Source organism: Pseudoxanthomonas sp. USHLN014 (assembly GCF_037153335.1).
GTDB classification, from domain to species: Bacteria; Pseudomonadota; Gammaproteobacteria; order Xanthomonadales; family Xanthomonadaceae; genus Pseudoxanthomonas_A; species Pseudoxanthomonas_A winnipegensis.
On the sequence record NZ_JBBCKO010000013.1, the window covers coordinates 70108 to 81839 of the forward strand.

Below are 11732 nucleotides of genomic sequence, written 5' to 3' on the forward strand. Positions count from 1 at the left end.
CTCATTGTGCTTTCGAACAAGACGACGCCGCGGACGTGCCGCGGCGCCGTGATCCACTCGATGTCCCCAGGCGTCCGCCCCGAGGGTCGGGGCGGACGCGACAGCGGCTTACCAATCGTAGCTGGCGGTCAGACGTGCGTAGCGCGGGGTCTGGTAGACCACGTTCTGGCCGTACAGCGGGTTGACCGAACCATCGGGCAGCTGCGAGAACGGATAGACCGTAGTCGGCTTCTGTGCGTTGAGCACGTTGAACACATTGAAGTTGACTGCCAGCTTGCCGTCGGCGAACACCGGCTTCCAGGTCAGCCCCAAGTCCAACTGGTTGGTCCACGGCACTGTCCCGTGCGAACCGGGGGGCGAAGGCTCGCCCTTTCCGGTGGCCGGGTTGTAGCAGTAGTGGTAAGGACCGCCCGTCACCGAGCTGCCGCCATAGCCGGCCGGATCGGTACCGGTATAGGCAGTGCCGTAGTAGTTGCCTAGGCAGGCCTTGGGAGAACCAGAGATCATGCTCAGGTTGCCCGAGACGCCCCACTCCTCGGTCAGCTGGTAGTAGCCGTACAGCTTGATCTGGTGGCGGTGATCGTTGGACTGATCGCCATTGACGTGCTCCATGAGTGCCGCGTGATCCCAGGTCTGCGTCGTGGACACCGAGGCCTGACCCTGGTAGCCGCCGAGCGCGCCACCGGAACGGAACAGATCCGAGCGCAGCTGACCTTCGGTGGTGCCGTAGCTATGCGACCACACGTAGTTGAACTTGGTGTACCACTTGCCGTCGAACGGACGCTCCAGGTTGAACTCCAGCGCACCATAGTCGCGCTTGAGCTCGGGGAAGCCGGCCGCTTCACGCGTCACCGTCACCTGGCGCAGGTTGCCGCTGGTGTCGTAGACGTTCCAGACATTGGTCTTGCCCGGGTTGATCAGCTCGGCACCGGCGGTGCGGGTCCAGTCGACCGCGACGCCCTGCGCGGCGGCGGACTGCACAAGGCCGCGGTTGTCGGTGTCGAAGTTCTGGTCGTCGATGGCATCGTTGAGGCGACGGTAAGTGGCGCGCACGCCGTAGATCCAGCCGATGCTCAACTCCTGGGTGAAGCCCAAAATCACCTCGTCTTGGTTCTCGCCCTTAATATCCTTGACCACCGCGGCGCTCGGATCCGAGGCGCGGCCGAAGCGCGAGTTGGCCGACACCGCCGGACCCAGCGACTTAGAGATGATCGGCGTGCCGTCAGCATTGATGCCGCGGTAGGTGAAGTATTCGCTCTTGGACACGTTGGCGGTGAACAGACCCACGGCCGACAGCGGCAGGCCCAGATAATAGCGACCGACGTTGCCGTACACCTTCAGGCTGGAGTCGCCGTGCACGTCCCAGCTGAAACCCACACGAGGCGACCAGGCATCGACGCTAATGTAAGGCACATGGCTGATCGGCACGTAGTTGGTGAACTCGTCCTTGCGCAGGCCCAGGCTCAGCAGGAAGTTGTCGGTGACCTGCCACTTGTCTTCCAGGTAGTACGCCTTCTGATCGGCGTCGTAGGAATTCAGACCAAAGGTCGTGTCCTTAGTGACGTAGTAGCCGGAGGCACCATAGACCGGATCGACCAGTCCCGGGCTGGGCGCGCCCTTGCCACCGGCCTCATTGGCCGATTGGCTGATCAGGCCGTTCGCACCAGGCTTGGTTCCATAGGGATCATCGGTACTACCATAGCTCCAAGCATACCCAGGACCAGAGGCGTAGGTGCCGATATTAGTGGCCATCAACTTCTGATTGTCGATGCCAGCGGTGATCGCATGATCCGAAATGCGCCACTCCACGCTCAGGCGCAGATTGCGTTTTTCGTACTCGCGGTCCGATGCGGTGAGAGAGGTGGTCTTTTGCAGGCCCTTAATTCCGTTCGGATTTCCTGCGGTGTAAGCCGGGTTCTGCAGCGTCGCGCCGTTGATGACCGGACCATTAGCCGGATTGTAGGTGTTGTAGATGATCTCATCAGGCGTATTCATCTGGCCATACAACGCACTGACAGTCACGTTATCGCCGAAATAGCCGGTGTACTTGGCTAAGTAGAGCCTTGGTCCGGCCTCGTTGGTGTTCTCGGGGTTATAAAACGCGCCCTTGCTACGGGTGAGGTAGTTATAGCTGTAGATGTCGCCGTTGGTTTTGTATTTGTCGCTAGCGCCAGTGAGCTCCAGCAGGTGGTTATCGGTAATACGCCAGTCCAGCTTGCCGTACCAGCGGTTCTGCTGGTACTCGTAATCTGTCAAACCACCAACATTGCCATTGTCGGCGTCACGGTTGCTTGCGATGCGAGTGCCATGCGAATTGACTCGCTCACCGGCCACAAAGAAGAACAGCCTGTCCTGAATAATCGGGCCGCCAACGTAGGCACTATATGTTTCCGAAGTAGCGGTAGTCTCACTCAACGGCTGGTAGAGCCCGTTTGCACTCTTCGCATACCTGTATGCGCTGGGGGGAGTTTTACCTGCTGGGAACACAGTTGTAAGACTATCCGGGCGCCAGTAGAGGTCCTTCTGATCGGCCTTGAATGCCTCGGGCTCGAACACCGCAGCGGCGCCGAACTTCCACTCGTTGGTGCCGCGCTTGCCGACCTGGTTGATCACGCCACCGTTGGAACGACCGTACTGGGCGCCGTATCCGCCGGTGAAGATTTCCTGCTGATCGATGGCGCCGTAGGGCAGCGTCAGGCCGCCTAGGTTGTTGGCGGTCGAAGTGGTGTTGAATCCGTTGAGGTAGTACGCGTTCTCCGAGGCCGCAGAGCCGCCAAAGCTGGCAAGCGACCCGCCCAGCGGACCGTTGCGGAAACTGCCGCTGTTTACGACGACGCCAGGCGCCAGGAGGGCAATGGCCTCGGCACTGCGACCCAGCGGCAACTGCTGCAGCTGCTCTGAGGTGACCACCGTGCGCGTGTCGACGCTGGACACGTCGATCGGCGACATACTCATCGCCGAGACCTTGACCGCGCCCAGCGTGGTGGCCGAGCCGCCGCCACCGGCCGACAGGCCGACCTCGGTGCCCGCGCCGACCAGGATGCTGACGTTCTCGCGCGTGTCGACCGTCTGGCCGGCGTGCTTGAGGGTGACGGTGTAGCTGCCCAGCGGCAGGCTGCCCAGCGCGTAGCGGCCGCCTTCGACCGGCACTTCGCGCGAGAAGCCGCTGCCGCTCTGGACCAGGACCGTGTCGCCGGTCTCTGCGCCCTGGACGGTACCGAAGATGCGGCCGGTGGTGGACTGGGCATAGGTGCTGCCTGCAGCCAGCGTCAATGCGAGCGCCAGGGCGCTGCGGCGGAGGATGCGCTTCATATGTTGGTGTTTTCCCCGAGTGGAACTGTGGTCGATACACAGCGCCACCCCCATGTGGCGCTGCGTCTTACACAGTGGGAGCTGCATGCCGCAGATGGCGAATGATGCTTCGCCATGACCTTATGCCGGCCACTGTGTGTCGGCCGATGCTATGCGCCGACACGACCTGGCGCCCCATCAGCGGCGGGTAGGGCCCACCCGGCCGGGTAGTTCGGGTCGGGTTGGCCCCGGCAGGGCGCTGCCACGACAATAGGGCGCTGCGTTTCGTCACTTTCCGATGAAACGACCCCCGCCCCGCCAGGACTTGCCTCGATGAACCACGACCGCTCCCACGCCCTCTTCGCCCGCGCCCGGCAGCTGATCCCCGGGGGCGTGAACTCGCCGGTGCGTGCGTTCAAGTCGGTCGGCGGCGAGCCGTTCTTCGTCCAGCGCGCCGACGGCGCGTATCTGTACGACGTCGACGGCAACCGCTACATCGATTACGTCGGCTCGTGGGGTCCGATGATCGTCGGCCACAACCATCCGCACGTGCGCGAGGCGGTGGCCCGGGCGATCGCCGACGGCCTGTCCTTCGGCGCGCCCTGCCCGGCCGAGGTGACCATGGCCGAGACGATCACCCGCCTGGTGCCGGCCTGCGAGATGGTGCGCATGGTCAATTCCGGGACCGAGGCCACCCTATCGGCGATCCGCCTGGCGCGCGGCGCCACCGGGCGCAGCCGCATCGTCAAGTTCGAGGGCAACTACCACGGCCACGGCGACTCGTTCCTGGTCAAGGCCGGCAGCGGCATGCTGACCCTGGGCGTACCGACCTCGCCGGGCGTGCCGGCCGCGCTGAGCGAGCTCACCAGCACGCTGAGCTACAACGACTTCGACGAGGCCAGCGCGCTGTTCGATGCCTGCGGGGAGGAGATCGCCGCGGTGATCATCGAGCCGGTGGTGGGCAACGCCAACTGCATCCCGCCGCGCCCGGGCTATCTGCAGCACCTGCGCGCGCTGTGCACCCGCCACGGCGCGCTGCTGATCTTCGACGAGGTGATGACCGGCTTCCGCGTCGCCCTGGGCGGCGCGCAGGCGCTGTACGGCATCACTCCGGACCTGACCACCTTCGGCAAGATCATCGGCGGCGGCATGCCGGTGGGCGCCTACGGCGGCCGCGCCGACCTGATGCAGCAGATCGCGCCGGCCGGGCCGATCTACCAGGCCGGCACGCTCTCCGGTAATCCGGTGGCCATGGCCGCCGGCCTGGCGATGCTGGAGCTGATCCAGGCGCCCGGCTTCCACGAGCGGCTGACCGCCACCACCGCGCGCCTGTGCGAAGGCCTGCGTGCGGCCGCGCACGAGGCCGGCGTGGCCGTGACCACCAACCAGGTCGGGGCGATGTTCGGCCTGTTCTTCACCGATGCCCAGGTGGACACCTATGCCCAGGCCACGGCCTGCGACATCGGCGCGTTCAACCGCTTCTTCCAGGCGATGCTCGAGCGCGGGGTGTTCCTGGCGCCCTCGGCCTACGAGGCCGGCTTCGTCTCCAGCGCACATGACGATGCGGTCATCCAGGCCACGCTGGAGGCGGCGCGCGGCGCCTTCAGGGCGATCTCCGCACACTGAACTGGCGCAGCCGACGCCCGGCGCTTGGCAAGCGCCTCACGAAACTTTAATGTCTGGAACAGGATGTCCAGTGGATGGGCATGGGCGGGGGCCCACGCGCAGCCGGGTCTGAACCGCCGGGCTGCCACACCACGCGGGATGGCCTTGGACGAGGCCGCCGCTGCGGAGACTCGTCGTGCCCATCGCCAAACCCGTTGCTCTGGTCGGACGCCGTCCACCCGCTGCCCGTGAGCCCGGCTCCACCGGGGACTGGGTGCTGCCGGACAAGCTCGAGCCGCCTCGCCTGCATCTAGACGCCGTGCGCCGTGACCGTCTGCTGACGCACCTGGACGCCGGGATCGGCGTGCCGCTGACCCTGCTGCTGGCGCCGCCGGGGTTCGGCAAGACCACGCTGCTGGCGCAGTGGCATGCGCATCTGCTCGAGCGCGGCACCGTCGATGCGGCCTGGCTGTCCCTGGACGAGGACGATGCCGAGCCCGGCCGCCTGCTGGCCTATCTGGGCCTGGCCTTGGGCGTCACCGCCGGCGAGGCCGGCGCCACGCCGCTGGGCGGGCTGCACTGGCGCGAACTGGACCTGGCCGCGCTGCGCACCGCGCTGCTGCGCGCCATCCGCTGCACGCAGCGCCCGCTGGTGCTGGTGCTGGACGATTACGACCGCGCCGCCTGCCCGCGCAACGACGAACTGATTACCCTGCTGGTCGAACACGGCGGCCCGCATCTGCATGTGCTGCTGGCGACCCGGCGCGCGCCCGCGCTGCCGCTGGCGCGGCTGTCGGTGCGCGGCGCCCTGCAGCGCATCGACGCCGCACAGCTGGCCATGAACGGCGGCGAGACCCGCGCCCTGCTCGGCACGCAGGCCAGCGACGAGGATGCCAAGCGTCTGCGCGGCAAGACCGAAGGCTGGCCGGTGGCCGTGCGCCTGGCTGCCGCCTGGCTCGCCGGCGGCCAGACCCGCGGCGATGACATCGCGCGTTTCAGCGGCCGCTCGGCCGGGCTTGCGGCCTATCTGGCCGAACAGGTGGTCAGCGACCTGGACGAGGAGCTGCGGGACTTCCTGCTGGAGACCTCGGGCCTGGCGCGCTTCAACGCGCCCCTGGCCGATGCGGTGCGCCAGCGCCAGGACAGCGGCCGGCTGCTGGACCGGCTGGGCCACTTCCACGGTCTGCTGGTGCCGCTGGACGACGACCACGCCTGGTTCCGCTATCACCCGCTGTTCGCCGAGTTCCTGCATCTGCAGCTGGAGCGCCGGTCACCGGCGCTGGGCCAGACCCTGCACCGCCGCGCCGCGCTGTGGTGCGCCGCGCACGGGCAGCTGGCCGAAGCGGTGCGCCATGCGCTGGGCGCGCACGATGTGGCCCTGGCCGCCGACTGCATCGCGCGCGCCGGCACCTGGCAGCTGCTGCTCTCCCAGGGCATCGCCGCCACGCGCGCACTGCTGCGCCAGTTCGATCCGCGCACGGTGCGCGATACGCCGGCGCTCAATCTCACCCAGGCCTATCTACACCTGCGCGTGGGCGAATTCGGCCATGCCCAGACCCTGCTCGAGCGGTTCCGCAGCTTCCCCGACGAGGTGCGCGCGCCGCTGGAGCGTGACTACACCGTGGTCGTGGCGCTGCTGCGCGACCTGATGGATCAGATCTGCTCGCAGCCGCGCGGTGTGGCGCAGCTGGCCGCGCAGGCACAGGCGCTGGACCAGGAGGACCACCTCGGCCGCGGCACCCTGCTGTGCATCTGCGCGACCACCGCGCTGGGGCGCGGTCAGTTCGCCCAGGCCGAGCAGCTGGCGCGCGAGGGCGCGCTGGCCTTCGAACAGGACCGCACCCAGATCGCGGTGGGCTACGCGCTGACGCACCTGGGCCAGAGCTATTTCTACCGCGGCGCGCTGGATCAGGCCGAAGCCGTGTACGCGCGCGCGATGCAGCTGGCGCAATCGCACCAGGGCAGCGATGCGGTGCTGGTGGCGGCCTGCCGCTGCCTGATCGCCCAGTTGCTGCTCGAACGCGGGCGCCACGACGAGGCGGCAGACCAGCTCGACGGCGCGCTCGAGGTGCTGGAAGCGGGCGACGGCTGGGTCGATGTCTACGTCGCCGGCTTCGGCACCGCGCTCGCCCTGGCGCGCCAGCGCGACCGCAGCGGCCGTACCGCCTGCGCGCTGCTCGATCGCCTCGACGCACTGGCGGCGCGTCGTCACCTGACGCGTCTGGCCGACCTCTCCGCCGCCTGGCGGGTGGACGTGCAGCTGGACCTGCCCGCCGACCACGCACTGGATGCCGCCCTGGCCCGCAGCGGCGGCGAAATGGCCCTGCAGCACGCGCTGGCCAATGCCCACACCTGGCGCCAGTCGCAGGCGCTGGGCCTGGCGCTGGCGCGCTGGCATGCCGAAGCCGGCCGCAGCGGTCGCGCCCTGGCGCTGCTGCAGGCGTTGGAAAATGATGCGCGCGAACGCGACGACGCGCACCACCTGGACCGCGTGCGCGTGCGCATGGCCCTGGTGCGCCAGCAGCGCGGCGAACTGCAGCAGGCCCTGCCGGCACTGTCGGCCGCGCTGGACCGCATCGCCGCCACGCGCGCCTGGCAGGTCGCACTGGAGCCGGGCCTGCCGGTCAAGGCGCTGCTACGCGTGGCGCGGCAGCACGATCCCGAAGCCGTGGCCGGCACCACCCGCGCCCTGACCATCCAGACCCTGCTGGACAAGCTGTCCTGCGAGGATGCGCTGGCGGTGCAACTCTTCAGCGAGCGCGAGCTGGAAGTCCTGCAGGAACTGGCCAGCGGCCTGTCCAACAAGCAGATCGCCCGACGCCTGTCGCTGTCGGAGAACACGGTCAAGTTCCACCTGAAGAACCTCTACCGCAAGCTGGAAGCCGGCACACGCGAAGCCGCGCTGGGCAACGCCCTGCAGCGCGGGCTGATCGGCGCGGCCAGCAGCCCGGAGTAATGCAAAGGGCCGGCGCATTGCGCGCCGGCCCTTGCTTCAACGCAGCGATCAGACCAGGGTCAGACTGCCGTCGCGGCGTTCGTCGCTGAGCATCGCGGTCTTGACGTCCAGCGGACCCATCTGCCCGGCCATGACCTTGGCGAAGGCGTCCTTGAATCGCGCCATTTCCGCCGGCGTGCCCACAGTGATGCGCGACCAGGTCGGCCACACCGCCCAGGCGCGACCGACGAAGACGCCGTAGGTCGCCATGGCCTTCATGAACTCCGGCGCCGGGCGCTTGACGTCGACCATGAAGCAGTTGCTTTCCGAGGTCGTGCAGGGATAGCCCTGCGCGGTCAGCCAAGTGGTGACCTCATCGCGCAACACGGTGTTGGCGTTGCGCCGCTGCGGGACCAGCTGCGGATCGCGCAGGCTGGCCAGGCCGGCCGCGGCGGCGGTCACCGGCAGCGAGTTGAAGCCGTAGTAGGTCAGCTTGGCCAACAGGTCCGGGCGGGCGGCCGCGTAGCCCAGGCGGATGCCGGCCATGCCGTAGAGCTTGGAGAAGGTGCGCAGCACCACCACGTCTTCGCCCTTGGCCACCAGATCCACGCCGCTGACCGCGTTGGGCGAGAGGTGGATGTAGGCCTCGTCCAGCACCAGGATGCTGCCCTTGGGCTTGTTGGCCAGGGCGTACTCGATGTCTTTGCGCGTGGTCAGCGAGCCGGTGGGATTGTTGGGATTGCAGATGTAGAGCATGCCGGCGCTGGCGTCGGCGGCGCACATGGCCTGCACGTCGTGGCTGTAGTCCTTGCGCAGCGGCAGCTTGTGCACCGGCGCCTTGATCGCGTCGGCCACCCGCCAGGCCTGCTCGAAGGTGGGGTCGGCGGTGACCAGCGCCGCGCTCGGCGAGGTGAAGGCCATCACCGTGTACTGCAACGGCGGGGTCGAGCCGGCGTAGGGCACGATGTTTTCCGGCTTGAGGCCGAGCTGGCTGGCCAGTTCGCCGACCAGCTCGGTCTGCAGATCGCCCAGGTAGCGACCGCCCTGCGGGGCGATGCCGTCGATGGCCTTCAGCGCCGCCGGGCTGGGCCCATAGGGGTTCTCGTTGGCGTTGATGTAGACCGGCGCCAGGCCCGCGGCGGCTGAGGCCGCCGGGTCGACCTTCAGGCGCTTGCGCGACTGGTTCTGGGCCAGGGCTAGGCCGGACAGGGACAGCAGGGGTGCGCCGACGCCCGCACCGGCGGCCAGGGCGGAACCACGCAGGAAACCACGACGGGAGAGCGGCTGCTTCATGGGGACAATTCCTCGATCGGGATCAGGGACGGACGGCGACGACTTCGATTTCGATGCGCATGCCCGGATTGCCCAGGGCGGCGATCTGGAAGGCCGAGCGCGCCGGCAGGTTCATCTGCTTGGCCTCCTTGCCGAAGAACTGGGTATAGCCCTCCATGAAGCCCTTGAAGTCCATCTTGCCGCCGTTCTCCGGGCCGCCGACCAGGAAGGCCTGCATCTTGACCACGTCCTTCATGCCAAGGCCCATGCCTTCGAGCTGCTGCTTGATCTGGGTGAGCACGCTGATGGTCTGGGTCTTGGTGTCGCCGAAGGCCTCCATCGAGTCCTTGGGCGCGGCCGGATCGGCCACGGCCGGCACCTTGCCGCTGAGGTAGATGGTGGTCTTGCCGGCCGGGATCTCCACGGCCGAGGCGATCGGGAAGTCGCTGCCGGGGATGGCGTAGCGCTTGACGTCGGCGGCGTGGGCCGACAGCGCCAGCGGCGCGGCCAGCAGGAACAGGGACAGGCGGCGGGACAGGGTCATGGTGGCTCCTGGGATCTTCATGGATAAGGATGTCAGTCGTCTTGCTCGGGCGTGGCCGTACTTGCCAGCGAGGCGCGCAGCGCCTTGACGTCGGCCTCGCTCACCGCATCGTCGTACTGGTTGCCGAAATGGGTGCGCACGTAGGTGGTGACCTGCGCGATCTGCCCGTCGCTGAGCATAGGACCGAAGCCCGGCATGGCGCCATGGCCGTTCAACACCATCATTTCCACGTACGGCGCCGCGCCCAGCTTGGGGTTGCCCGCCAGCGCGGGGTATTCGCCCGCGCCGCGCGCGCCCTGCCCGGCCGACATATGGCAGCCGGCGCAGATGGTGGCGTACACCTGGGCGCCGTCGGCGTGCGAGAAGTCGCGCGTCTGCAGCAGGCCGGTAGCGTCGGAAGTCTGCGCCTGCGCGCCCGGTGCCCACAGCGCCGGCAGGGCCAGCGCGGAAGCGGCCAGCGTCAGCGCGCCGCCGAAGCGGTACCACGTGCGGCGGCTCATGCCCGGCCTCCGGTCGCCATGACCTTGGCGTGCAGGCGGCCGATGACATCGTGCGCGGACAGCACCGCGCCCTCCTGCCAGGCCGGGATGTAGGAGATGTGTTCGCCGGCCATGGCGATGCGGCCGTCGATCTGCGTGGCCGCGGCGTAGTGCTTGGCGCGCAGCGCTTCGTCCCACTGGCCGAAACAGCCGTGGTTGCTGGGCACGCGATGCCAGGCCACCGACACACCGTTGTCGAACTCGGCCGGGTACTGCGGATGGATCTGGCTGCCGAAGGCCACCGCGCGGCGCACGCGCTCGGCCGGGCTGTGCGAGGTGAAGTCGTAGGCGTCGAGGCCCCAGATGTAGGCGCCCAGCAGCACGCCCTTGCCCGCGGCGTGGAAGCCGGTGCTGGGATAGCTGATGTTGGTGATCGGCAGGTTGGTGTAGCTGATGCCGCCGTAGATGTTGTCGTCCTCTTCCCAGAAGCGGCGCTTGAACTGCAGGCCCACCTTGACCGAGGAGGCGTAGGGCAGATTGGTGATCGCCTCGGTCATGGCCGGGCCGACCTTGACCGGGATGCGGCTGAGCACCGAGAAGGGAATGGTGCAGATGCACCAGTCGGCCTTGGCGACCTGCTTGTTGCCCGGCGCGCCGGTGTCCTCGTAGGTGACACTGACGCCGTGGTCGTCCTGGTCGATATCCACGACCTTGGCGTTGTACTGGATCACGCCCGGGCCCAGTTCGCGGGCGAAGGCCTTGCCGACCATGTCCATGCCGCCAACCGGCTGGAACATGGCGGTCTGCATCTCGATGTTCTTGCCGGCCGCCAGCTGGTTCCACAGGTGCGAGCCCAGCACGTCCTGCAGCGACATCGGCTTGGAGAACTCCGGCTTGCCCGACACGCCGCCGCCGGGGTACTTGGCGAAGCCGCGGCGCATGCTGCTGATGTCGCTGGTGGTGTAGGCGAAGTTCTTGTCCAGCGCGCCCCAGCTGCGCAGCGATTCGAGCAGCAGCTCCTGGTCCTCCTTGGTGACCAGCTTGTCCAGCGCGCCCTGGCGGGTGATCTTGGCCAGCAGCTCGGAGACATTGCCCTGGTAGTCCGCATCGATCTCGCGGAAGCGCTGCGGCTTGCCGCCGAAGGCGTTGGTGTTGTGCAGGTAGGCGTTGTAGTTGACCTGGACGAAGGACTCCAGCGCGACGCCGAACTGCTTGCAGTAGGCCAGCATCGCGCGGTGGTGGTGCGGGATGCGCCACGGACCGGGATTGATGTACAGGCCGGGATCGAAGCCGCAGTGCTGCGTCTCGCCGCCCAGCTCGGTATAGGTGTCGCCGCCGCGCAGGGTCCAGTTGCGACCGCCGGGACGGGCGTTGTACTCGAGGATCTTGACCTTGTAGCCGGCCTTGCGCAGCTCGTAGGCCGCGCTCATGCCGGCCAGGCCCGCGCCCAGGATCAGCACGGTGGCGCCCTTGGGATTGCCCTGCAGCTTGACCGGGCCGGCGTAGCCGGAATCGGCGGCGAACCCCAGGCTGGTCATCGCCTGGTACATCATCGTGCCGCCGGCGGCCAGGCCGATGCGGCCCAGCAGCTGGCGACGGGTCATGC

General features: G+C 67.9%; 7 protein-coding genes. 2 read left to right on the forward strand and 5 right to left on the reverse strand.

All coding sequences use genetic code 11. The features are described from left to right. Positions 1-108: 108 nt before the first annotated feature. Positions 109-3312: a TonB-dependent receptor gene (locus tag WFQ05_RS18755; RefSeq protein WP_337054901.1), complete on the reverse strand. Its 3204-nt coding sequence runs from the start codon at positions 3310-3312 to the stop codon at positions 109-111. A 312-nt stretch (positions 3313-3624) separates the two neighbouring features. Between WFQ05_RS18755 and hemL the strand changes: the two genes are divergently transcribed. Both hemL and WFQ05_RS18765 read left to right on the forward strand, forming a co-directional pair. Continuing rightward, positions 3625-4917 carry a glutamate-1-semialdehyde 2,1-aminomutase gene (gene hemL, locus WFQ05_RS18760; RefSeq protein ID WP_337054902.1) on the forward strand — a complete coding sequence of 431 codons (1293 nt, stop codon included), beginning with the start codon at positions 3625-3627 and terminating at the stop codon, positions 4915-4917. Between the two features lie 181 nt (positions 4918-5098). Then, positions 5099-7852 (forward strand): LuxR C-terminal-related transcriptional regulator, encoded by a 2754-nt coding sequence (locus WFQ05_RS18765; protein ID WP_130523691.1) that lies wholly within the window; start codon positions 5099-5101, stop codon positions 7850-7852. A 48-nt stretch (positions 7853-7900) separates the two neighbouring features. Here WFQ05_RS18765 and WFQ05_RS18770 read toward each other — a convergent pair whose 3' ends face one another. The 4 genes from WFQ05_RS18770 to WFQ05_RS18785 are packed head-to-tail and all read right to left on the reverse strand — an operon-like array spanning position 7901 to position 11730. After that, the gene (locus WFQ05_RS18770; protein WP_131660157.1) at positions 7901-9124 is read right to left on the reverse strand and encodes a pyridoxal phosphate-dependent aminotransferase; all 1224 of its coding nucleotides are present in this window, start codon (positions 9122-9124) and stop codon (positions 7901-7903) included. Between the two features lie 22 nt (positions 9125-9146). Beyond that, entirely contained in the window at positions 9147-9641 is a 495-nt protein-coding gene (locus tag WFQ05_RS18775; RefSeq protein ID WP_205953491.1) for a RidA family protein, read from the reverse strand. A 38-nt stretch (positions 9642-9679) separates the two neighbouring features. Then, the gene (locus WFQ05_RS18780) at positions 9680-10147 is read right to left on the reverse strand and encodes a cytochrome c (protein ID WP_130523254.1); all 468 of its coding nucleotides are present in this window, start codon (positions 10145-10147) and stop codon (positions 9680-9682) included. Continuing rightward, entirely contained in the window at positions 10144-11730 is a 1587-nt protein-coding gene (locus tag WFQ05_RS18785) for a flavin monoamine oxidase family protein (protein ID WP_130516213.1), read from the reverse strand. Before WFQ05_RS18785 ends, WFQ05_RS18780 begins: the two co-directional genes overlap by 4 nt. Positions 11731-11732: the final 2 nt, after the last annotated feature.